This window comes from Siminovitchia terrae (genome assembly GCF_003605405.2).
Lineage (GTDB): Bacteria > Bacillota > Bacilli > Bacillales > Bacillaceae_C > Siminovitchia > Siminovitchia terrae.
In genome coordinates this window covers 34,032-56,650 of the sequence record NZ_QYTW02000001.1, presented here as the reverse complement: position 1 = coordinate 56,650, position 22,619 = coordinate 34,032, and the positions used below count along the sequence as shown (strand labels likewise).

Sequence of the window (22,619 nt, the reverse complement as noted above, 5' to 3'; positions counted from 1 at the left end):
CCCCGGTTTAGAATCTTCCTGTGTTGTTTTTCATTGACCTGACGCAGTACGTACCATCACAGAAAAATGTTTGATGGTCTTTACTCGTTTCTAAACGCTCAGTTTTTCGAAACTGGGTACAATTCGAGCCAGCTTCCGTTTGGGAACCTCTTTTAAATAGTATACGGTTTGAAGTGAAAGAATAAAGCCATCTAAAAATAATAGAAAGGGTGAGCAAAAGTTGGTAAATATAACTCTTACTCCAAAAGCAACTGAGCAGATCAAAAAAAAGCTTGCAGGCAGGGAGTTGGATCTGAAGCTGATGTATGACATCGAAGGCTGCTCTCTCAGCGGCATTCCCACTCTCAGGCTTGCAGACAAGCAGGAGAGGGGAAGCGATGAGATATCGGTAATGACGAACGAAATGCCAATTTGGCTGGAACAGTCTAAACTCTTATTTTTGGATGAACAACTGGAAATTGATTTTTCTGAACAGAGCCATGCCTTTCAATTATCCAGTCCAAACGAAATCCTCAACGGAAGAATGAGCCTGTTTGATTAGTTGGATTTTCTAGCCAATTGGTAATAACCTGTAGTGATTGGTCTGGAGACTGCGGGAGTAATCAGGTCAATTGCTTCTGTTAGTTTGTCAAGGTTGATTCCTGTATCGATTCCCATGCGCTGCAGCATATAGACGACATCCTCCGTTGCCACATTGCCGGTCGCTCCAGGAGCAAAAGGGCAGCCGCCGAGTCCGCCAGCCGACGTGTCAAAGCGGTCGATACCTGCTTGCAGTGCAGCAAATATATTGGCCAAGGCTGTCTTTCTAGTATCGTGGAAATGAGCTGCAACCATCAGTTCAGGAAGTTCCTTTTTGATCTTTGAAAAAAGTGAAAATGCTTCAGTCGGTACAGCCATGCCGATTGTATCCGCCACGCTCAGCTCATCAACCCCGGCTTCCGCAAATTCCCGGCAGAGCGATATTGTATCGGCTTCCGCTACTTTTCCCTCATAAGGGCAATAAAAGGCGGTAGAAATACAGGCCCTGACGAAATAGTTTCTCTTTTTCAATTCGGATATGATAGGTATTAATTCTTCCATACTTTCTTTTGTCGGCTTATTGATATTTTTCTTGTTAAAAGTATTGCTGACGCCAACAAAAACTGCAACTGCATTGATGGAAGTTTCCATCACCCGATCCACTCCACGCCGGTTCGGTGCAAGGACAATGCTTTTGACCCCGGCAGGCACAGCTTGAACAATTTCCGCAGCATCACGCATTTGAGGCACCCACTTAGGAGAAACAAAAGAAGTAACTTCCATCTCTTTGATTCCTGCCCCCACCAACTGCAAAATAAATTTTTTCTTCACTTCGGTATCCACGAAACTTTCTTCATTCTGGAGACCGTCACGCGGTCCGACTTCAATAATGGTCACTTTTGTCGGTAAATTCAATGAAAAAACCTCCTTAGATAAAAAACCGGACAGTAAAGTCCGGTTTTTCGTGGTTGAGTAAGAAAGTATAAAATTAGATGAAATATTTTGTTCGCATTAAGATTTAATATATCTAGCTGCGACGTACAGGAAGTACTAGTGCAGGCGAAGCGACAGGACGTCGCTGCTTGAGCCAGCCGACGTACAGGAAGTACTAGTGCAGGCGAAGCGACAGGACGTCCTAGTGCCAATGGGGAGCCACAGCATATTCAAGGAAGCTTTTCACGATGCATTTGAAATGAGCAGCTTCGCTGTGGTGGGCTGAGGAACTCCCTCATCAAAATTCGCCTTGAGCTTGTCGCCTAAGGCTGCGCGCCTTTCGCTTTTCTTATTGTTGAATGATATTTGCAAGATTCGGTTTTATGAAGGGGATGCCCGTCTGTTAAGTCGCATCAGCTTATTTTAAATTAAGCAGCTTTTGTTTCAATTCGTTTTCCATTGTGACAAGCTCCTGCTCGGCTTGGGCACGTTTTGTCCGGCCTTCTTCCTGGATCTTGATTGTTTCTTCCAGTGTGGAGATCAGATTCGCTTGGGTTTTCTTTAATGTCTCAATATCGACAAGCCCACGCTCGTTTTCCCGGGCAGATTCCAACGTATTGGATTTCAGCATTTCAGCGTTTTTAAGAAGCAGCTCGTTTGTCGTTTTCGATACCTGTTTCTGCGCTTCAACAGCCTGCCGCTGGCGGAAAAGGGAAAGAGCAATCGCAATTTGGTTTTTCCAAAGAGGAATGGCTGTTACAATTGATGTCTGAATTTTTTCTGCCAAAGCCTGGTTTGTATTTTGAATCATCCGGACTTGTGGAGCACTTTGAATCGTGATTTGCCGGCTTAATTTGAGGTCATGTAACCTTTTTTCAAGCCGGTCTGCAAATTGGATCATATCATTTACATCCTGAAATGCCATTTGATCTCCTGATGCTTCCGCTTTTTTCTTCAAAGCAGGAACGGTCTCTGACCGAATCTCTTCAAGCTTCAACTCGCCTGCTGCAATAAAAATATTCAATGCATGAAAATATTCCTTGTTTTTCTCATATAATTGCTCAAGCATCTGTATATCTGAAATGAGCACATCTTTTGACTGGTTCAGCTTAATGCTGATCCGGTCGATCTGAGCGCCGGTTTTTTGATACTTAGACATCGTTTCCTGAATGGAGTTTGATATTTTGCCAAACATTTTAGAGAAAAAATTCTTTTTCTCAGGCGACAGTTCTTCGGGATTGATGGATTTCAACTTTCCCATCAACTCATTTAAAACATCGCCAATCGGTCCGATATCTTTATTTTGAACATGATCCAGCATGGAGCTTGAAAAATTAAGCAGCTGTGACTGTGCTTGTGTACCATATGAGATGATCGCCTGATGGTTGGATGGATCGATTTGCTTTGCAAGATCCAACGCCCGTTTTTTACTCTCTTCTGGCAAGGCATCCACAAGCTTAACCGGCTTGGGGGCAACGGTCTCTGACGTTTGCGGCTGTAAAGAGAGCTCCTGCTCTCCAAACGGATTGGCGAGTAAGTCATCCAACCCATCTGTAAATTCGTCTTTCAATACTTTTTCATTCATCGGTTCACTCATTTTTTAGTACTCCTTTCGTCATCAAGGGGGTGATACTCCAGTTTTTTCAGCGAGTGTTTTGCAACATCTAATTCGAATTGCAATTCATCCACGTCTGAAGACAGTACGTGGTAAATGTCTTTTTTGATGGATTCATTCAAATCCTCGAGAGTGCTTTGAGTTTCTTTCAGTGATAGATAGATTTGATCATTTTTCACTGGCTGGGCAGCAAGTCGAGCGTACCGATCAGATATTTCCACAACCGAGTCCAGATGGTAGAAGAAGAAGCGCTCTGACTGGTAAAACCTCCGAGGGTCTTTATGGACAATGGAGTACATTCTTTTCACCAGCCTGTTTAGTTCATACAACTGTTTGAAGGCTCCCATCGTCCTGACGGAAAAAAATGATTTTTGCAGGCGTGCTATCTTTCTTTTGGCTTCCAGCAAATTTTTTTGAATATAGGCGTATTCTTTTCGGGTCAGTCGGTTTTTCTTTAAAAAACGGTAGTCCGAAACGAACTTGACTCCGTAGAATGTCACAAGACCGGCTAGGACCGAGATGCCTGATGAGGCAAGGAAGCTCATATCAAAGCCCAAGAACAAAATAAGCCATATAATAACTGCTTCAGCAGTAGTAAACATTCCAAGAAAAAAAGAAAAAAACGATTTCAAGCTGCATCCACTCCTGTCCAAACTTGCTTTTACCTTATATACGATTATCACCCGTAGAAGTTTCATTATCTTCATTATAAGGAATTTAAAGATTTATTGAAAGGCAAAGAATGTTGGTTTTCACCCATTCCTCTGTTAAAAAGAGGATTTCTGTAACTTTTACCGAAAGGTTACAGGAGGCATTATTCAAAGGAGGCTAAAAAGAATGAGTCAGCAGGAAGTGGTGATTGTTAGTGCAGTTCGGACAGCTATCGGAAGTTTTCTAGGAACGTTGAAGAATACGCCAGCTCCTGACTTGGGAGCAGCAGCTATCAAAGAGGTACTAAATAGGGCAGGAGTTAAACCAGAAGATGTAGATGAAGTCATAATGGGGAACGTTCTCCAAGCTGGGCTCGGACAAAACCCAGCACGGCAAGCTGCGATGAAGGCCGGCATTCCTGAAAGCGTTTCCTCTATGACAATTAATAAAGTGTGTGGATCTGGTTTGAAGGCCGTTCATTTGGCAACACAGGCTATTTTGGCAGGTGATGCGGAAATAGTTGTTGCTGGCGGGATGGAAAATATGACCCAGGCGCCGTACCTTTTGAAAAATGCCAGGGAAGGCTTCAAAATGGGCGATCAAAAGCTTGTTGACAGCATGATGAGTGATGGTCTTACCTGCATTTTTAATGATTATCATATGGGTGTCACAGCTGAAAATTTATGTGAGCAATATCATATCAGCCGAGAAGAGCAGGACGAATTTGCGGCATGGAGTCAGGATAAAGCCGTGAAAGCGATTGAGGAAGGCAAGTTCAAAGAGGAAATTGTACCGTTTGAAATCCCGCAGAGAAAAGGCGACCCGATTGTTTTTGACACAGACGAATATCCGCGTAAGGGCACGACCGCTGCAAAGCTGGCAGGTCTAAGACCCGCTTTTAAAAAGGAAGGAAGCGTCACAGCTGGTAATTCATCCGGCATCAACGACGGAGCGGCAGCCATTATGGTTATGTCAAGAAAAAAAGCGGATGAACTTGGCATCAAACCGCTTGCTTTTATTAGAGCTAATGCCAATGCAGGGGTCAATCCAAGCATTATGGGAATCGGTCCTGTATCCGCTGTGAAAAAAGCGCTGCAAAAGGCCGGTTTGTCACTGGAAGATATAGAACTTATTGAAGCAAACGAAGCATTTGCAGCCCAATCGCTTGCGGTGGACAGAGAGCTGGATTTGGATAAGTCCATCTTGAATGTCAATGGAGGTGCGATTGCACTTGGACATCCGATCGGAGCCAGTGGAGCGAGAATTTTAGTTACACTTCTGTATGAGATGAGAAGGAGAGGGGCAAAACGAGGACTTGCTACTCTTTGTATTGGCGGCGGCCAGGGGGTAGCAACGATTGTTGAACTGGCAGAACAATAATTCAAAGGAGGTTGGATCGGGATGAAAAGGATATTTGCGACATTTCAGGATGCAGTGGCTGATATCAGAGATGGATCCACCCTGATGGTTGGAGGATTTGGTCTATGTGGGATTCCGGAAAACCTGATCATGGCACTCGTTGATAGGGGAGTAAAGGATTTAACCGTCATTTCAAATAACTGCGGAGTGGATGAATGGGGGCTCGGCCTGCTGCTTCAAAATAAGCAGATCAAAAAGATCATCGGTTCGTACGTAGGAGAGAACAAGGAGTTTGAACGTCAGGTATTGGCGGGTGAAATCGAAGTTGAACTGACTCCCCAAGGGACTCTCGCAGAAAGAATTCGAGCCGGTGGTGCAGGGATCCCAGCTTTTTATACCCCGGCAGGAGTTGGCACACCTATTGCGGAAGGAAAGGAAATCCGGGAATTTAATGGAAAGGAGTATGTACTGGAAGAGGCACTGACAGCGGACTTTAGCCTTATAAATGCTTGGAAAGGTGATAAGATGGGCAATCTTGTCTACAGAAAGACTGCTCGAAATTTCAATCCGATGATCGCAGCAGCGGGAAAAGTGACTATCGCTCAGGTTGAAAATCTCGTAGCGGTCGGCGAACTGGATCCGGGTTGCATCCATACCCCGAGCATTTATGTTCAGGGATTGATACAAGGAGAACTTGAGAAGAGGATTGAAAGACGGATAGTCAGTTCATAGAAAGGGGGTTGTCAAATGAGTAAAGCTGCTGTGAGGGAAAAGATTGCAAGAAGAGCGGAAAAAGAGATAAAAAGCGGATATTATGTAAACCTTGGTATTGGAATGCCAACTTTAGTGGCCAACTATATTTCAGGCAACAAACAGGTGGTACTCCAGTCGGAAAACGGGCTACTCGGCATCGGCCCCTATCCTACAGAACTCGAAGTGGATGCCGATCTAATCAACGCAGGAAAAGAAACTGTGACCGCTATTCCGGGAGCTGTCTATTTTGATAGCGCTGAATCGTTTGCCATGATTAGAGGAGGGCATGTGAATCTGGCTATCTTGGGCGGAATGGAAGTTTCAAAGTATGGCGATCTTGCAAATTGGATGATTCCCGGTAAAATGATCAAAGGCATGGGAGGAGCGATGGACCTTGTTCATGGTGCAGGGAAAATCATTGTTATTATGGAGCATGTCAACAAAAACAGCGAACCGAAAATTTTAAACGAATGCGTCCTGCCTTTGACAGGTAAGAAAGTCGTGGATCGGATTATCACGGATCGTGCGGTCATAGATGTAACGGAAGACGGACTGGTATTAAAGGAAGTGGCTAAGGGCTATTCAGTCGAGGATATTCAACAATCGACGGAACCGGAGCTGACTGTAAGCGAAGATGTTATGATGGAGGCATATTAGGCATAAGGGCCTGGTTTTGCCAAAACCAGGCCTCTTATTATAGATAAAGTATAAAATCGACCTAGATCCAGGCGCCATTCGCACAAGGATCAAGTCAAATGGCATCGGTGGCTGTGGGACTGCCTCCTCGCCATTCGCCCTGTACTTGTCTCCTAAGATGTCCTTGCGGTTTTCTTATTTAACAATTTATTTCTTTATCCTCTTGAATCCTTTTACTCTTAAAAAATAAGAGAATCTCTTCTTTTGTAATACTCATTTGCTTCGCCTCATTTAACAGTAAAACCCATTCGTAATCAAGATAACCAAGATACTGATTACCCCCTTTATGATCTCCCATTGTTCCATTCTCCTTTATGGAAATTCATCTTTTCTTATGGCGGTTTTTAAAACGAATGAATTCATAGTATTCCAGAAAATCTTCTTTCCTCATGCCGGCGTGTATTGCTTTTTGCACCAGCAATTGCCATTCTCGGTCTAATTTGATCTCTCTTTGGGTGCTTTCTTGCAAAAGCTGTTCAACCGAAACTCCGAGAGGGCGGGCGATTTTGGAGAGGACTTGCAATGAAGGGTTTTTTTGCATATCCCGTTCTATGTAGCTTAGATATGATTTTGATATGCCAGCCTTTAGGGCAAGTTTGGAGAGTGAGAACCCCCTTTTTTCCCTGAGCTCCTTAATATAAAGCCCGATCACAAAACATGACCCCCTTTCATTGTTATGTTCATTATAAGGAACGGATCGTTCTTTATAAAGTCGGGAAATAGTAAGTAAAAATGAGAAAACAGTTGCATTTGAAAGAAAAAGGTTCTTAATTGAGAAAATACTGTAGAAATTGAAGTTTTTTAAATGGAGCAAAACCTATTAGTAAGAATAGGGGAGGAAAAAACGGTAATGCAATTTAAGCGGTATACTGTCTGCGCTCAGGCAAATACTGTCCAGAAAGAATAAATACTGTCTGCGCTCAGGCAAATACTGTCCAGAAAGAATAAATACTGTCTGCGCTCAGGCAAATACTGTCCAGAAAGAATAAATACTGTCTGCGCCCAGGCAAATACTGTCCAGAAAGAATAAATACTGTCTGCGCCCAGGCAAATACTGTCCAGAAAGAATAAATACTGTCTGCGCTCAGGCAAATACTGTCCAGAAAGAATAAATACTGTCTGCGCTCAGGCAAATACTGTCCAGAAAGAATAAATACTGTCTGCGCCCAGGCAAATACTGTCCAGAAAGAATAAATACTGTCTGCGCCCAGGCAAATACTGTCCAGAAAGAATAAATACTGTCTGCGCTCAGGCAAATACTGTCCAGAAAGAATAAATACTGTCTGCGCTCAGGCAAATACTGTCCAGAAAGAATAAATACTGTCTGCGCCCAGGCAAATACTGTCCAGAAAGAATAAATACTGTCTGCGCCCAGGCAAATACTGTCCAGAAAGAATAAATACTGTCTGCGCTCAGGCAAATACTGTCCAGAAAGAATAAATACTGTCTGCGCTCAGGCAAATACTGTCCAGAAAGAATAAATACTGTCTGCGCCCAGGCAAATACTGTCCAGAAAGAATAAATACTGTCTGCGCCCAGGCAAATACTGTCCAGAAAGAATAAATACTGTCTGCGCTCAGGCAAATACTGTCCAGAAAGAATAAATACTGTCTGCGCTCAGGCAAATACTGTCCAGAAAGAATAAATACTGTCTGCGCCCAGGCAAATACTGTCCAGAAAGAATAAATACTGTCTGCGCCCAGGCAAATACTGTCCAGAAAGAATAAATACTGTCTGCGCCCAGGCAAATACTGTCCAGAAAGAATAAATACTGTCTGCGCCCAGGCAAATACTATCCAGAAAAAAGAAATACTATCCGCATCAAGGAAGTACTGTCCGAAAAGTCCAAACGGGCGCAACTGGCGGCCCAAAATGCAAAAATCAGCGGAGGAAACCGTTCCTTCGGTGTTCCCAAACCATCAGTTTGATTGAGAAATTGATCGGTACCAAGTGATTTTCTAGACAAAATAAAAACGCCCAGACGATATGATCGCCATGGAACGCTTATTTGTTCTTCATTTTCCATTTATTGAATTCCAGAAACTCACGGAATTCTTCTTTTGTAATACCTGAAGACATTGCTTCGTAAACTAGCTCTTCCCAATCGTGGTCTAATTCGATTTTACCTGTTTCTCCGTGAAGGAGAACATGGACGGGAACATCGAGGACAGATGAAAGTTTTTCGAGTATTTGAATAGACGGATTGGATTGGATATTGCGCTCAATTGAACTCAAATAGGATTTGGCAATTCCAGCTCTGTCCGCCAATTCAGATAGTGATAATTTTTTTTGAAGCCGATAATCTTTTATTCGTTGACCTATCATTTACACAGTCACCTACTCTTTGCCTATTATAACATAAAATAATAGGTTATGAATAGAGCAAAATTCCCGATTGACGGGTCATGATTATGTACTATAGACGTTCCCTAAAGAATTCCTTAATTTCCTGAGGGCTGATTCCTACGCTTAGCGCAGACAATATGAGCTCTACCCATTCTTCGTCCAGCTTCTCTGGCTTTGTTACGACGGATTTTTTCATTGCTACCTCCCATAAATACGGAATGTATTCGGGTAACCCAGCCGCCATAGTTAGTCATATTAACCTTAGGCCTGTGGCTTTGCGTCTCTGACTTTCGAACAGATTTGCCTTTTTCACTAAGTATAAATCTTAGTATAAGCGTTTCCAAAGTCATAGTCCTGAAAAAAATGTCGTTGACCAAAAGCACTGAAACGAAACAAATACTCGTTCATTTAAATAGAAAGCTGTCGATTTATCTCAGAAAAATCCCGGGAATGGAATAAGTGATTCGTTATGACCATTATAGTAAAATATGTTTATAAAATATATGTGGAAATGTTAGAAAAAAGGTAAAAGTTTGGCGAACGATAATTTTCAACGATGCGCTGTATAGTGGCTTTCGCGTGTCACCATATGTAAAAATGCCCACTCTTCTTTTGTCAAGGCCGTTGAGTTAACTGCTCGGGCGTTGTCTTTTATCTGCTCAATGGTGCTGGCCCCTGTTACAACAGCAGCAACAGCTTTGTTGGCTAAATTGAATTGAAGCGCCAATTCATTCAGAGACCTTTTATCATGTAATAGTTTAGCTTGAATGCTTTCTATAAGCTCTTTTATCTCATTTGAAGAGTAATCAAGGTATTCTTTTCCTTCCCACTGATTTTCTTTGATGCTCAGTATTGTATCGCTTAATATGCCTTTTGCCACAGATCCTCTTGTTACAACACTGACCCCATTTTCCTTCAATGAAGCCATGACTTCTTCCGGGCGTCTGTCCAAAAGACTGTATTGCATCATGACACTTACAATGGAAGAACGGTCTACGTATTCACGAATGACATTGGGTCTGATGGAGGAAATTCCGTAATAGCGAATGAAACCTTCAGATTTTAATTCCTCAAAAGCTTCAATTGTTTCATCAATTGGGTCATCGATGGTTCCGCCGTGCAGCTGGTATAGGTCGATATAATCTGTACCAAGGCGTTTGAGACTCTTTTTTACTGCTTCTTTTATATATTTTTTAGAAGGGTCCCAGCTCCAACCATCCTTATTTTCTGTCCATCGATTCCCCACTTTTGTAGCAATGACCACTTGATCACGTATGGAAGCGAGGGCTTTTCCAACTAATTCTTCATTTACACCGTAATTGTATAAATCGGCAGTATCAAAATAGTTTATGCCTTCATCCAAAGCCGCTTTTATAATTTTTTCGGCATTGGCCGAATCGGTTCCTAATGACATGCATCCCAGTCCCATTTTTGATACAGACAAATCCGATTTTCCAAGTGTGCGTTTCTCCATTCAAATCCCGCCTTTCTTCGTTTTTCTATTTTATCTGAAGTAGGTCGCGTTATTCAACCATTGCGCAGGATTCTATCCAGTCTTTCACAAGTTTATGTTGTTTTGCATACTTTCGAAGCAAGCCTTGAATTTCCCATGCTTTTCCTGTCAAAATAATGCGATCTTCACTAATGTTTACTCTCATCATGATCCCTCCTTGATGTATGGTAAAATGTATGATTATCAGCAAATGAAATAGAACAGGGAGCTGAGCATAATGAATAAGTTTGAAGAGAAAACAGTAAGTACGGAACCAATTTTTAAAGGGAAAATTATCAGTGTACAAGTAGATGAAGTGGAACTTCCAAACGGAGAGCTGTCAAAGCGCGAGATTGTCCACCATCCCGGCGCTGTTGGCCTGATTGCACTAACAGACGAAAATAAAATAGTCATGGTGGAACAATATAGAAAGCCTTTGGAAAGATCTTTGTTGGAAATTCCTGCAGGGAAATTGGAGCCAGGGGAAGAATCAGCGGTCACTGCGGAAAGGGAACTTGAGGAGGAAACTGGATATCGTGCAGGCAAAATGGAGTACATTTCTTCTTTTTATACGTCGCCCGGTTTTGCCAATGAAATCATTCATCTTTATTTGGCGACTGAGTTAGAAAAGTTGGAAAATCCAGCGGACGGCGATGAAGATGAATTTATTGAGCTGATTGAACTTTCGCTTGAGGAAGCACTTAATTGTATGAAAAATAAAAGGATTTATGATGCCAAAACTGTTTTTGCCGTCCAATATTTGCAGTTGATGGAGAAAAGATGATATGGAACAGTATTTTGTGGACCTGCACATTCATATAGGCAGGACTTTTTCAGGGAAACCGGTAAAAATCACTGCAGCAAAAAGCTTGACGTTGACAAATATCTTACAAACAGCCAAGTTTCCCAAAGGGCTTGACATTGTTGGAGTGATCGATTGTCACTCCCCTGAAGTATTGGCAGAAATGGAACAGCTCTTTCAAGAGGGACGCTTAATAGAAATGGAAGAAGGCGGTTTCCAATTTGAGAATGAAGTGACATTAATACCAGGAACGGAAATGGAAGTTCTGGATGAAAGCTGTAATGGCCCGATTCATTTGTTGGCCTATTTCCCCGGTTTTAAACAACTCAAGGAATATTCCAGTTGGCTTTCGACGCGTGTTACAAATCTTCAACTGAGTACACAGCGGGTATACGAAAAAGCTGTTAATATTCAAGAGAAAGTAAAGTCTTTGGACGGATTGTTCATTCCTGCTCATGTTTTTACTCCTTTTAAAAGTCTTTACGGAAAAGGAGTGAAGCAATCGTTGAAGGAAGTTCTGAATCCGAAATTAATAGACGGTGTGGAGCTTGGACTTAGCTCCAATACAATGATGGCTGACCAGATCAGAGAACTGAATGGATTTACGTTTGTGTCGAATTCAGATGCGCATTCATTGCCTAAGATGGCCAGAGAATATCAAAAAATGACTCTTGAAGCACCAACCTTCAGGGCAGTTAAAAAAGCCCTGCATGGTGTAGGAGGAAATAAAATCGACGAAAATTACGGCTTAAATCCTTTTTTGGGTAAATACTATCGGACGGTTTGCGCCAAGTGTTTCACATTGAAACAGGAAGACATATGTACAAATTGCGGTTCGAAAAAATTTACAAAAGGGGTTTCCGAGAGGATTGCAGAGCTGGCGGATCAAGAAAATAATCCTTCTAAAAGGCCGCCATATATCCATCAAGTGCCGCTAGATTTTTTACCTGGGCTGGGGGTTAAAACAAGGGAGAAACTATACAGCCATTTCGGATCGGAAATGAATATCCTGCACCGGGTTTCTGAGGCCGAATTGAAAAACGTACTATCGGACGGACTGGCGGACTTGATTGTGAAAGCCAGGTCAGGAGAACTGCAGCTGGAAGAAGGAGGAGGAGGGCGCTACGGAAAAGTTGCGAAATGATAGACAATCCTAACTTGAAAATGATAGAGAAACGAGTCATATGCATAGCTTCTTTCTCATATGATGTATCAATCGCAGGACAGGGGGAAGCAGCATATGCGGAAAAAAATGTATACTAGTTATATTACACGACACATTCGGACCTATTCTTCTATCTATTCATTTATCATGGTCTTGTTTATCATGGGGATTATTTTCGGAGCGGTCATTGTCAATAGTCTATCAATTGCACAGAAGGAAGATCTTTTTCATTACTTGAATCATTTTTTTGGACAAGTGGCGGATGGAAAAACGGGGCAGGCGGAAGATCTGTTAAAGCTTAGCTTCTTTCACAATGTCAAATTCACCGGGTTGATGTGGGTGCTTGGAATTTCCATTATCGGTTTTCCGTTGATTTTGATACTATTGTTTTTAAAAGGAGTCGTTGTAGGATTTTCGGTCGGCTTTCTTGTGAATCAAATGGGCTGGCATGGCCTGCTTCTTGCTTTTGTGACTTTGCTGCCACAAAATCTGCTGTTTATACCTGTATATATATTTATTGCTGTTATCTCGACAGCATTCTCAATTAAGCTCATGAGGAAAATTTTTATAAGGCAGGGTTTTTCCTTTCATTTTGTTCCGGAGTTTGCGCGATATTTTTTGTCCTTCATTGCGGCCATGGCTGTCATCACGCTTGCTGCAAGTATTGAGGCATTTATTGCGCCGGCATTGATGAAATCCATTATCATGTCGATTACTAAATGATAATGATTTTCAAGTAGAAACCTCCCATTTTTATAATGATTTTAATTTGATTATTATTCACTGTCTGTTATAATAAAAGGGATAGTGGCGAGGGAGGATTGTTTGATGGAAAGTCGCATTAATCGTATTAAGAAACAACTGCATTCCGCAAGCTATAAGCTTACTCCCCAGCGTGAAGCCACGGTTAGGGTGTTGCTTGAATATGAGGAAGATCATTTGAGTGCGGAAGATGTCTATTTGCTTGTCAAGGATAAGTCTCCTGACATCGGCCTGGCAACCGTATATAGGACCCTCGAGCTTTTGACTGAGTTGAAAGTGGTTGACAAAATTAATTTTGGAGACGGGGTTTCCAGATATGATTTGCGACAGGAAGGTGCCGATCATTTCCATCACCACCTGATATGCATTGAATGTGGCTCGGTGGATGAAATCCAGGAAGATCTTCTCGGAGATGTTGAAAAAAAAGTTGAACATGATTTTAATTTTAAAATTAAAGACCACAGGCTGACATTTCACGGCATTTGTTGGCGCTGTCACGATAAAGTGGAGAATGAACGGAAAGAACCGTCAGCCAGCAAAAAGAAATGAAGTGAAAACACCCATCCTTTATAAGTAGAGGATGGGTGTTTTTTCGCAAAGTTATCCTCCAACATCAATATTCGCCCCTGATACGTATAAACTCGGACATTTATTGCATATCATGTATTACTGGTACAAGCAGTCTGAATACTTGAAAAGGGTTTGATGAAAATGAGGAACGCGGCTAGGGTGATTTTCCAAGTAATAAGGGTGTTTCTGCTTTTTGCAGCATGTACGATTATGTTTTACTATGGTATTATATGGGTTAGTCAGGAGTATGAAAATTATCGGAGATACGATGAGCCTGAGGGCACAGCCGTCAAAGTGATTCAGCAGCATAAAAGTGACGCGGAGAGTGATTGGCTCTCTCGCCTGTTGTTTTTTTATTCAAATGGGGAGTAGAAAAGAATATGAAAGACCGTCTGCAGGATTTTATTCATTTCATGATTGTGGAAAAAGGATTGTCGCAAAACACGATAAAGGCTTATGAACGTGACTTGGTGAACTATCTTGCCTATATTCAAAACATGTTGAAAATCGATAGTTTTGATGACATTACTCGTATGCATATCATACAATTTTTGGGGCAGCTAAAGGGTGAAGGCAAATCTAGTAGGACGCTTGCCCGGCATATCGCATCAATACGTTCTTTCCACCAGTTTCTATTACGGGAAAAGGTCGCCGGGCATGATCCCACTATACATATTGAAACGCCTCAGCAAGAAAAGAATTTACCGAAAGTCCTTTCTGTCTCAGATGTGCAGTCTCTTCTTGAAGCTCCAGACCGTTCAACTCTTTTTGGAGTTCGCGACAAAGCGATGCTTGAGCTTTTATACGGGACAGGTACACGGATCAGTGAGCTTCTTGATTTGAATCTTGATGACATCCATCTTACAATCGGTTTTGTCAGATGCAGGGGAAAGGGAAATAAGGAAAGGATTATTCCTATCGGAGCAGAGGCCACTAAAGCGATCGAGCTTTATTTGAAAGACGTGAGGCCAAGGCTTCAAAAAGACAAGAACAGGACAGATGCGTTATTTTTAAATCATCATGGCAAGCGGCTCACTAGGCAAGGCTTTTGGAAAAACTTAAAAAAGCTTGCAGCCAAGGCAAACATCGAAAAGAAATTGACGCCGCATACGTTAAGGCATTCGTTTGCAACCCACCTCCTTGAAAATGGGGCGGATTTGCGGGCTGTCCAGGAAATGCTGGGCCATGCAGACATTTCAACCACACAGATATATACACACGTATCCAAATCAAGATTGAAAGATGTATACAAACAGTATCATCCTCGTGCTTAAGACCGCTCCATTCAAAAGCGGTTTTTTTAACGTTTGTAAACAGGTATGATACGATTAAACATTATTAGCTTTTGATTCGGAGGGATGATTGTGGAAAGTTCTTCATTTAAACGAGTTCACTTAATCGTATTGGATTCTGTGGGTATCGGTGAAGCACCGGATGCGAAGGATTTTGGTGATATTGGTGCAGATACACTCGGAAATATTGCAGAAAAAGTAAATGGGCTGAACATGTCGAACATGGGAAAGCTCGGGTTATCTAACATCAGGGAAATAAAAGGGATAGATAAGGCTGAAAAGCCACTTGCCTTTTTTACAAAGATGCAAGAGGCATCAAGAGGAAAAGACACACTGACTGGCCATTGGGAAATCATGGGGCTCATCACCAGCCACCCTTTTAAAGTGTTTCCAACAGGATTTCCAGAGTTACTGATCTCACGTCTTGAAGAGGCTTCAGGAAGGTCGGTCATAGGAAATATTCCTGCGAGCGGAACGGAAATCATTGAACAGCTTGGTCCCGAACATATGAAAACAGGGGCATTAATTGTGTATACATCTGCAGATTCTGTTTTGCAGATTGCCGCCCATGAAGAGATCATTCCGCTAGAGGAGCTATATAAAATTTGTGAAAAGGCGAGAGAGCTTACCCTTGCTGAAGAATATAAGGTAGGCAGGGTGATTGCACGCCCGTTTATCGGTTCACCGGGCAATTTCCAGCGTACAGCCAATCGTCATGACTATGCCTTGAAACCATTCGGCCGGACCGTGATGAATGAGCTGTCTTCCAATAATCTTGATGTTATTGCTATTGGGAAAATTCATGACATATATGACGGTGAAGGGATTACGGAGTCTATTAGGACTCAATCTAACATGGATGGCATGGATAAGCTGATCCAGGTAATGGAAAAAGATTTCACTGGCCTCAGCTTTATTAATCTCGTTGACTTTGATGCGAAATTTGGTCATAGGCGGGATCCAGAAGGGTATGGAGCTGCATTGGAACAGTTCGACGAGCGGCTTCCTGAGGTTTTTGAAAGAATGCAAGAGAACGATTTATTGATCATCACAGCTGACCATGGGAATGACCCTACACATCATGGGACTGATCACACGAGGGAATACGTGCCTCTCCTTGTGTATTCCAAACGTTTTAATGGCGGCCGGGAGCTTTCAGTCAGGAAAACATTTGCTGATGTCGGTGCGACAATAGCACATAACTTCGGCATAGGTTGGAAGGGTGCAGGAGAAAGCTTCCTTTCGGAATTAACAGTTGAAAAGTGATAAAAAGTGATAGGCCTTGCGATAATTGAACCGCAAGGCCTTTTTAATAGAGCGAAGCGACAGGATGTGGCGGTCAGAGGAAGTCGGTAAAGCGGGACAAAAGTCAAAAGGAAGCTATTCAAGGGGCATCCAATTTAAGGTAGCATAGTACAACCTTAAGCATATTTAGCCATGTTTTACATAAAGCGGTTAAAGCCGGGCTCTTTTTTATAAAAAACAAAAGTATAAAAAAACCTTTCCGGGAGACAATGGTGATAGTTGGTAAACATTACCGTTTTTTATCATACAAATGGAGGGGTTCGGATGAAAAAGTTAGCCGGTATATTTTTTCCTTTCTTGCTCATATTCTCATTGACAATACAGCCGGTATTGGCGGAGGAGAAGCAAAAAGAATTGTCGGAAGATTCACGGTCGGCAATTTTAATAGAAAGGGATACAGGGAAGGTTCTGTATGACAAAAACAGCGATGAAAAACTGCCGCCAGCTTCGATGACAAAGGTGATGACCATGCTGCTAATCATGGAGGCGCTGGACAGCGGACAGATTTCTATGGATGAAAAAGTGCGGGCGAGCGAATATGCAGCTTCGATGGGGGGATCGCAGATTTTTCTTGAGCCTGGAGAAGAGATGAAAGTAAAAGAAATGCTTCTCGGAATTGCCATTGCTTCCGCCAATGATGCTTCGGTAGCAATGGCGGAAAAAATATCAGGAAGCGAAGAAGCCTTCGTTGCAAAAATGAATGAACGAGCAAAAGAATTGGGTTTGAAAAATACCAAATTCAAAAATACGACAGGCTTGACTGCAAAGGGCCACTACAGTACCGCTCATGATATGGCTGTCATGGCCAAGGAATTGCTGAAGCATGAAGAAATCACTGATTTTACAAAGCTATATGAATCTTATTTAAGAGAAGACTCGGAGAAAAAGTTCTGGCTTGTTAACACGAACAAACTTGTCCGGTTTTATCCTGGAGTCGATGGCTTGAAAACAGGCTTCACAAGTGAGGCGAAGTACTGTCTCACAGTCACGGCGAAAAAAGATGGCATGCGTGTTATTGCTGTTGTCTTTGGCGCTCCGACATCTAAAAGCAGGAATGATCAGATTTCCAAAATGCTTGACTATGCTTTTTCACAATATGCTACTCATTCCCTTTATAAAAAAGGAGAGAATCTTGGAAAGGTCAAAGTGAGCAAAGGGAATATTAAAGAGGTTCATGCACAGACCGGTGAACCAGTTTCTCTCTTGACCAAAAAGGGAGAAAAAGCCAAAGATTTCACCACTGAACTGAAACTGGATAAAAATTTGAAAGCCCCTATCAAAAAAGGTGATAAAGTTGGCAAGATCGTGATTAAAAAAGATGGCAAGAAATTGGCTGAATCGACCTTGGTTGCAGACAAGGCTGTTAAGAAAGCTTCTTGGTGGCAGATGTACAAGAGATCATTCGGGCTGTTTACACAGTCAAAATGATGAAAATTCAATAAGATTAGCGAATCGGTTCTAGTTTTGTCATGAAGAAGGATTCGGGTGCATGGAGGTAGAATTGAATCCCTATACGACACATAAGGAGGCTGTGCATGTGGGATTGAAGATTGATATGGAAGTAAAGCAAGATGTTCTATGCATCCGGCTTTCCGGTGAACTGGACCATCATACGGCGGAGAATTTACGCGAACAGATCACTAGGGAAATGAAAGCTCATGATATTTTGCACATTGTCCTGAACCTGGAAAAACTATCCTTTATGGACAGTTCCGGGCTTGGGGTAATCCTCGGAAGATATAAGCAAATTAAATTGAAGAGGGGAGAAATGGTTGTCTGCTCCATTTCCCCGCCTGTCAAACGGTTATTTGAAATGTCCGGTCTATTCAAAATCGTCCGCTTGGAGTCTTCTGAAAAATTTGCGCTTGAAAGATTGGGGGTTGCCTGATAATGAGAAACGAGATGCAAATTCAGTTCAGTGCGCTCAGCCAAAATGAATCATTTGCCCGTGTGACAGTCGCTGCATTTATCGCCCAATTAGATCCGACTATGGATGAGCTGACGGAGATCAAGACAGTAGTTTCTGAAGCTGTTACAAACGCAATCATACACGGTTACGAGCAAAATCCTGCAGAAATTGTCTATATTTCAACAGTCATTGAGGATGGGAAGGTCGACCTTGTGATTAAAGATACAGGAGTTGGCATCGCGAATATTGATGAGGCAAGACAGCCGTTATTTACAACAAAACCGGAAATGGAACGTTCTGGCATGGGCTTTACAATTATGGAAAATTTCACTGACCATTTGGAAATACAATCCCACCCAGGGACAGGCACAACCATTCGTTTAGTCAAGTATTTAACGAAAAATAAAGCGTTGTGCAATTAAGGAGCCGCGCCTATGGATGTGGAACTTAAAAAAGACTCAAACACATCATTTCTAAAAGACGATGAAGTAAAGGAATATATTCGGAAAAGCCAGAATGGGGATCAAGAAGCCCGCGATATACTTGTTGAGAAAAACATGAGGCTCGTCTGGTCGGTCGTACAGCGCTTTCTCAATAGGGGCTATGAACCTGATGATCTATTTCAAATCGGAAGCATCGGTTTGTTGAAATCCGTTGATAAGTTTGACCTTTCATACGATGTCAAATTTTCAACCTATGCCGTTCCAATGATTATTGGAGAAATTCAACGGTTCATCCGCGATGACGGAACAGTAAAGGTAAGCCGTTCTTTAAAAGAATTGAGCAATAAAATCCGAAGGTCAAAGGATGAACTCGCGAAAAAGCATGGGAGGGTACCCACTGTTTCAGAAATCGCAGAGCATCTCGACGTACCCTTAGAAGATGTGATTATGGCCCAGGACGCAGGGCGGACCCCTGCGTCCATACATGAAACCGTTTATGAAAATGACGGCGATCCCATTACATTAATGGATCAGCTGTCGGATCAGAACGACCATAAATGGTTCGATAAAATCGCTCTTGAAGAAGCGATACGTGGGCTCGATGAACGGGAAAGGCTCATTGTCTACCTGAGATATTATAAAGATCAGACACAGTCTGAGGTGGCAAAACGCCTGGAGATCTCGCAGGTGCAAGTGTCCAGGCTGGAAAAGAAAATACTTGAACAGATGAAAGAGCGTATGGATACCACTTAGTCGGGTCCATACGTTTTTTTGTATAAGAAATTAGAATGTCTAAGCTTATTACTTCATACCGTGTTCAGCTCTGTTTGCACTTTTATAAGAAAATCGCCTTAGTCAGCGGGGGCAAACAAGACAATTCCCGAGGAGGCAGTTCTTAGCCACCATAGGGAAGCGGCTTGATCCTTGCGGGGCTAGGCGCTGGCCGCCTCAAACCGCGATCCTGTGGCTTCGGTGGCACTAGTACTTCCTGTACGTCGGCAGGCTCAGAACGCGACGTCCTGTCGCTTCGCTTGGACTAGTACTTCCTGTACGTCGTAGCTGAACAAAGAAAAACCTTCCTCTGAATAAAATTTTCCATAACAGTTATACCCTCTTTACTCATTAAAAATGAAGGGTTACCTTCTAGAGGATGTTCAAAAAGTCACCAAATGATAAGCGTCGAATCTCTTCGTTGGCTTGTTTCTGTGCTGCTCATGTATCTAAAAGCATACATTGCGCTGCTCGAAACTGCGCCGCCTTGACCTTCTTGCTTCTAATTTGGCAACTTTTTGAACACGCACTTCTGATAAATAATGAATGGCTGGAATGTAATGTAGCATAATAACAAATACATAAACAACATGCGGGATGTGGAATGATGGAGAATACGGTTTACATTCAAATGAAGCGCCGCTTGACGATTAACAAGAGCTCCAGTATGAAGCTAGGAGAGATGGCACAGATCATTGCACCAGAGAGAATGAAAGACTTGCATCAAATGGTTGTGCTTTCCAAGACTTCTGATATAGAGAAAAAGTTTATCGTCCTAGATGTAATGACTGTGATCAGTAAAATAACGAGCCGATATCCCGATTCAGATATTCAAGTGATTGGACCCTCGGAAACGATCATTGAATTAGTGGAAAAAAGGAGGTCAGTGCCTTCCTTTTTATTTGTTCTTGTATGGCTGCTCCTTTTTGTTGGATCTGGGCTGGCCATTATGAACTTCCATGAGGAAACAAGCATGCAGACAATGCATCAAAAAATTTACTGGATGATGACGGGAAAAATAAATTCCACTCCGTATATTGTCCAGATTCCTTATTCACTCGGTCTCGGACTAGGTATGATTCTGTTTTTTAATCATTTATTCAAGAAAAGGATCAACAAAGAACCGAGTCCATTGGAAATAGAAATGTTTAATTACCAGCAGGATCTTGATCAATATGTTGTCCTGAATAAACACAAAGAAAGCACGAAATACAGTGACGATCATTAAAGCTATTGCAGTCATATTCACAGGCCTGTCTGGGGGCGTTGCTGTGGGAATAGGATTCGTTGCATTTTTAACTGTGCTTGGCGTGATTCCGCGGCTAACGCAGCTTACCAAAACCGGTGATTATATTCGATATTATGAATGGGCAGTTGTTATCAGTGTAGTTTTGAGCAGCTTTGCGGATTTGAATAACTCTTCATTTCCTATCGGCGCTGGTATTTTGATCCCCATTGGATTTGCCAGCGGAATTTTTATCGGCATGCTTGCGGCGGCTCTTACTGAAGTCCTCAATGTACTGCCGATTTTATCAAAGAGGATAGGAATGGAAGGATTGCTTATCAGTCTGCTTATGGCTCTTGTCATTGGAAAACTCGCGGGTTCTTTGTTCCAATGGTTGGTTTTTGTGAATTTTTGAAGCTATTAGTGAAGGAGCTGCATGATGGAAAAAAAAGCAGAAAATAACTTTAAAAGAATTCCTGAGGACCTTCACCTCATTGAGCAGTATTTCAAAGACAGGGTCGGCCTGGGAACAAGCTGTGATATTGGCCAGCGGAAACTGGTTATATTAAAGACTCATGTGCAAATGTATTATGTGAATGGTCTTTGCGATACGGAATTTATCATTGAATTAATTAAAGAACTTGTCAATTTGAATGATCATGAACGGCCTTCAAAAAATGTCTTTGAAATCATCCAGAACAGGCTTGTACATGAATCAATTGAAATCGTAAAAACTCTCGATGAAGTAACTGATCAGGTACTGTCTGGACTGACGGCAATTGTTGTAGAAGGTGAACCGCAAGCACTGATTGTGGATGTACGGAGCTATCCAGGAAGGCAACCGGAGGAACCGGATACTGAAAAAGTTGTCAGGGGATCCAGGGATGGCTATGTGGAAAATATCATTGTCAATACTGCACTGACAAGAAGAAGGATTAGGGATGAGAATTTAAGATTTGAAATGTATAAAGTCGGTGAACGTTCGAAAACAGATATTGCTATCGGCTATATTAAAGATGTGGCAAATCCCCAATTGATTGAAACGATCAGGAAAGAAATTTCCAGCATAGATATCGATGGGATCGCCATGGCGGACAAGACAATAGAAGAGTATTTAATGAATCAGAGCTATAATCCTTATCCCCTTGTCCGCTTCACAGAAAGAGCGGATGTTGGGGCTATCCACCTTTTGGAGGGTCACGTACTGATTTTTATCGATACGTCCCCCAGCGTGATGATTACTCCGGCAACTTATTTCCACCATGTTCAGCACGCTGAAGAGTACCGCCAGTCTTCAGCTGTCGGAACTTTCGTTCGCTGGACGAGGTTTCTAGGGATTTGGGCATCCATCTTTTTATTGCCCCTTTGGTTTCTTTTTGTAATAGAACCTTCGCTTTTACCTGAAAAACTCGCTTATATTGGGCCGAATAAAGAATCTGACATCCCTTTGATCATTCAATTGCTTATTGCTGATTTAGGGATAGAGTTTTTAAGAATTGCAGCTATCCATACTCCTACTCCGCTGTCAACGGCGATGGGATTGATTGCAGCGGTATTAATTGGACAGATTGCAGTGGATGTCGGTCTGTTCCATTCAGAAGTGATCCTGTATGTATCCATTGCTGCTATTGGGACGTTTTCTACTCCGAGCTATGAATTGAGTGTTGCAAATAAAATCTTCAGAATGCTTCTGTTGATTACCGTTGCTTTATTTAAAGCACCGGGATTTATAGTAGGATGCACGGTTTATATTTTGTATTTGATATCGCTGCGACCGTTAAATGCACCGTATATGTGGCCGTTAATTCCATTCAATCCGGTAGCTCTTTTCCAAGTGCTCATCAGGAGGCCTGTTCCAGGAAGTAGGCTTAGGCCAAGCATTGTCCATCCACGCAATCGATTTCGCCAGCCAGAGAGCAAGCCGTGACAGACCGTTGCTAAAAGGCATAAAATATGGTAAAGTAATGCTTACTTATTTTTGGGTGACGTAATCCGCGTACATCTGATTAAT

At 42.3% G+C, this 22,619-nt stretch carries 28 protein-coding genes and 1 riboswitch; of the genes, 18 read left to right on the top strand and 10 right to left on the bottom strand.

The features are described 5' to 3' along the window. Positions 1–220: 220 nt before the first annotated feature. Positions 221–541 carry an iron-sulfur cluster biosynthesis family protein gene (locus D5F11_RS00285; RefSeq protein WP_185830412.1) on the top strand — a complete coding sequence of 107 codons (321 nt, stop codon included), beginning with the start codon at positions 221–223 and terminating at the stop codon, positions 539–541. On the opposite strand, the gene D5F11_RS00280 is transcribed toward D5F11_RS00285, so the two are convergent. From D5F11_RS00280 to D5F11_RS00270, 3 genes are all read right to left on the bottom strand, one after another. After that, complete coding sequence (locus D5F11_RS00280; RefSeq protein WP_120115050.1) at positions 538–1,434, bottom strand: hydroxymethylglutaryl-CoA lyase; 897 nt, start codon at positions 1,432–1,434, stop codon at positions 538–540. The two genes, D5F11_RS00285 and D5F11_RS00280, sit on opposite strands and share 4 nt — an antisense overlap. A gap of 436 nt (positions 1,435–1,870) precedes the next feature. Continuing rightward, positions 1,871–3,049, bottom strand: coding sequence for a toxic anion resistance protein (locus D5F11_RS00275; protein WP_120115051.1), 1,179 nt, complete (start codon positions 3,047–3,049; stop codon positions 1,871–1,873). Next, positions 3,046–3,699 (bottom strand): 5-bromo-4-chloroindolyl phosphate hydrolysis family protein, encoded by a 654-nt coding sequence (locus tag D5F11_RS00270; protein WP_120115052.1) that lies wholly within the window; start codon positions 3,697–3,699, stop codon positions 3,046–3,048. Before D5F11_RS00270 ends, D5F11_RS00275 begins: the two co-directional genes overlap by 4 nt. 205 nt (positions 3,700–3,904) lie before the next feature. On the opposite strand from D5F11_RS00270, the gene D5F11_RS00265 reads away from it, so the two are divergent. The 3 genes from D5F11_RS00265 to D5F11_RS00255 are packed head-to-tail and all read left to right on the top strand — an operon-like array spanning position 3,905 to position 6,487. Next, the gene (locus tag D5F11_RS00265; protein WP_120115053.1) at positions 3,905–5,098 is read left to right on the top strand and encodes an acetyl-CoA C-acetyltransferase; all 1,194 of its coding nucleotides are present in this window, start codon (positions 3,905–3,907) and stop codon (positions 5,096–5,098) included. A gap of 21 nt (positions 5,099–5,119) precedes the next feature. Further along, positions 5,120–5,809, top strand: a complete 690-nt coding sequence (locus D5F11_RS00260; RefSeq protein WP_120115054.1) for a CoA transferase subunit A — start codon at positions 5,120–5,122, stop codon at positions 5,807–5,809. A 15-nt stretch (positions 5,810–5,824) separates the two neighbouring features. After that, positions 5,825–6,487 (top strand): CoA transferase subunit B, encoded by a 663-nt coding sequence (locus tag D5F11_RS00255; protein ID WP_120115055.1) that lies wholly within the window; start codon positions 5,825–5,827, stop codon positions 6,485–6,487. A 178-nt stretch (positions 6,488–6,665) separates the two neighbouring features. Here the strand turns inward: D5F11_RS00255 and D5F11_RS25725 are convergent, their stop codons facing one another. The 7 genes from D5F11_RS25725 to mciZ all read right to left on the bottom strand — a co-directional run bounded on the left by D5F11_RS25725 (position 6,666) and on the right by mciZ (position 10,530). After that, on the bottom strand, positions 6,666–6,824 hold the full coding sequence (locus D5F11_RS25725; RefSeq protein WP_185830411.1) for a hypothetical protein: 159 nt from the start codon (positions 6,822–6,824) through the stop codon (positions 6,666–6,668). 24 nt (positions 6,825–6,848) lie between these two features. After that, a complete protein-coding gene (locus D5F11_RS00250) occupies positions 6,849–7,178 on the bottom strand; it encodes a helix-turn-helix domain-containing protein (RefSeq protein WP_120115056.1) in 330 nt (109 codons plus the stop codon). 760 nt (positions 7,179–7,938) lie between these two features. Next, positions 7,939–8,397, bottom strand: a complete 459-nt coding sequence (locus tag D5F11_RS00245) for a hypothetical protein (protein WP_126646469.1) — start codon at positions 8,395–8,397, stop codon at positions 7,939–7,941. A 133-nt stretch (positions 8,398–8,530) separates the two neighbouring features. After that, complete coding sequence (locus D5F11_RS00240; protein WP_120115058.1) at positions 8,531–8,851, bottom strand: helix-turn-helix domain-containing protein; 321 nt, start codon at positions 8,849–8,851, stop codon at positions 8,531–8,533. Positions 8,852–8,942: 91 nt separating this feature from the next. Then, positions 8,943–9,068, bottom strand: coding sequence for an anti-repressor SinI family protein (locus D5F11_RS00235; protein ID WP_120115118.1), 126 nt, complete (start codon positions 9,066–9,068; stop codon positions 8,943–8,945). 28 nt (positions 9,069–9,096) lie between these two features. Further along, a riboswitch (cyclic di-GMP riboswitch) is annotated at positions 9,097–9,187 on the bottom strand. Positions 9,188–9,422: 235 nt separating this feature from the next. Beyond that, positions 9,423–10,346, bottom strand: a complete 924-nt coding sequence (locus D5F11_RS00230; RefSeq protein ID WP_120115059.1) for an aldo/keto reductase — start codon at positions 10,344–10,346, stop codon at positions 9,423–9,425. Between the two features lie 49 nt (positions 10,347–10,395). Further along, positions 10,396–10,530, bottom strand: coding sequence for a Z-ring formation inhibitor MciZ (gene mciZ / locus D5F11_RS00225; RefSeq protein WP_120115060.1), 135 nt, complete (start codon positions 10,528–10,530; stop codon positions 10,396–10,398). A gap of 72 nt (positions 10,531–10,602) precedes the next feature. Here mciZ and D5F11_RS00220 point away from each other — a divergent pair, with 72 nt between their 5' ends. The 14 genes from D5F11_RS00220 (at position 10,603) to D5F11_RS00155 (ending at position 22,535) form a co-directional block, all read left to right on the top strand. Then, positions 10,603–11,148: an NUDIX hydrolase gene (locus tag D5F11_RS00220; RefSeq protein ID WP_120115061.1), complete on the top strand. Its 546-nt coding sequence runs from the start codon at positions 10,603–10,605 to the stop codon at positions 11,146–11,148. Between the two features lies 1 nt (position 11,149). Beyond that, positions 11,150–12,310 (top strand): endonuclease Q family protein, encoded by a 1,161-nt coding sequence (locus tag D5F11_RS00215; protein ID WP_120115062.1) that lies wholly within the window; start codon positions 11,150–11,152, stop codon positions 12,308–12,310. A 96-nt stretch (positions 12,311–12,406) separates the two neighbouring features. Further along, positions 12,407–13,054: a stage II sporulation protein M gene (spoIIM, locus tag D5F11_RS00210; protein WP_120115063.1), complete on the top strand. Its 648-nt coding sequence runs from the start codon at positions 12,407–12,409 to the stop codon at positions 13,052–13,054. Between the two features lie 105 nt (positions 13,055–13,159). Beyond that, entirely contained in the window at positions 13,160–13,642 is a 483-nt protein-coding gene (fur, locus tag D5F11_RS00205) for a ferric iron uptake transcriptional regulator (protein ID WP_120115064.1), read from the top strand. A gap of 162 nt (positions 13,643–13,804) precedes the next feature. Further along, positions 13,805–14,035 carry a YqzK family protein gene (locus D5F11_RS00200; protein ID WP_120115065.1) on the top strand — a complete coding sequence of 77 codons (231 nt, stop codon included), beginning with the start codon at positions 13,805–13,807 and terminating at the stop codon, positions 14,033–14,035. Positions 14,036–14,043: 8 nt separating this feature from the next. Continuing rightward, on the top strand, positions 14,044–14,937 hold the full coding sequence (xerD, locus tag D5F11_RS00195) for a site-specific tyrosine recombinase XerD (protein ID WP_120115066.1): 894 nt from the start codon (positions 14,044–14,046) through the stop codon (positions 14,935–14,937). Between the two features lie 90 nt (positions 14,938–15,027). Then, on the top strand, positions 15,028–16,221 hold the full coding sequence (gene deoB / locus D5F11_RS00190; RefSeq protein ID WP_244862077.1) for a phosphopentomutase: 1,194 nt from the start codon (positions 15,028–15,030) through the stop codon (positions 16,219–16,221). Positions 16,222–16,524: 303 nt separating this feature from the next. Continuing rightward, positions 16,525–17,688, top strand: a complete 1,164-nt coding sequence (locus D5F11_RS00185) for a D-alanyl-D-alanine carboxypeptidase family protein (RefSeq protein WP_120115068.1) — start codon at positions 16,525–16,527, stop codon at positions 17,686–17,688. Between the two features lie 109 nt (positions 17,689–17,797). Continuing rightward, positions 17,798–18,148, top strand: a complete 351-nt coding sequence (gene spoIIAA, locus D5F11_RS00180; RefSeq protein WP_120115119.1) for an anti-sigma F factor antagonist — start codon at positions 17,798–17,800, stop codon at positions 18,146–18,148. Positions 18,149–18,150: 2 nt separating this feature from the next. After that, the gene (gene spoIIAB / locus D5F11_RS00175) at positions 18,151–18,591 is read left to right on the top strand and encodes an anti-sigma F factor (RefSeq protein ID WP_120115069.1); all 441 of its coding nucleotides are present in this window, start codon (positions 18,151–18,153) and stop codon (positions 18,589–18,591) included. A gap of 12 nt (positions 18,592–18,603) precedes the next feature. Next, positions 18,604–19,365, top strand: coding sequence for an RNA polymerase sporulation sigma factor SigF (sigF, locus tag D5F11_RS00170; protein ID WP_120115070.1), 762 nt, complete (start codon positions 18,604–18,606; stop codon positions 19,363–19,365). Positions 19,366–19,990: 625 nt separating this feature from the next. Next, positions 19,991–20,611, top strand: coding sequence for a stage V sporulation protein AA (locus D5F11_RS00165; RefSeq protein ID WP_120115071.1), 621 nt, complete (start codon positions 19,991–19,993; stop codon positions 20,609–20,611). Beyond that, complete coding sequence (locus D5F11_RS00160; protein ID WP_120115072.1) at positions 20,598–21,023, top strand: stage V sporulation protein AB; 426 nt, start codon at positions 20,598–20,600, stop codon at positions 21,021–21,023. Before D5F11_RS00165 ends, D5F11_RS00160 begins: the two co-directional genes overlap by 14 nt. A 24-nt stretch (positions 21,024–21,047) precedes the next feature. Then, positions 21,048–22,535 carry a spore germination protein gene (locus D5F11_RS00155; protein WP_185830410.1) on the top strand — a complete coding sequence of 496 codons (1,488 nt, stop codon included), beginning with the start codon at positions 21,048–21,050 and terminating at the stop codon, positions 22,533–22,535. Positions 22,536–22,619 lie beyond the last annotated feature (84 nt).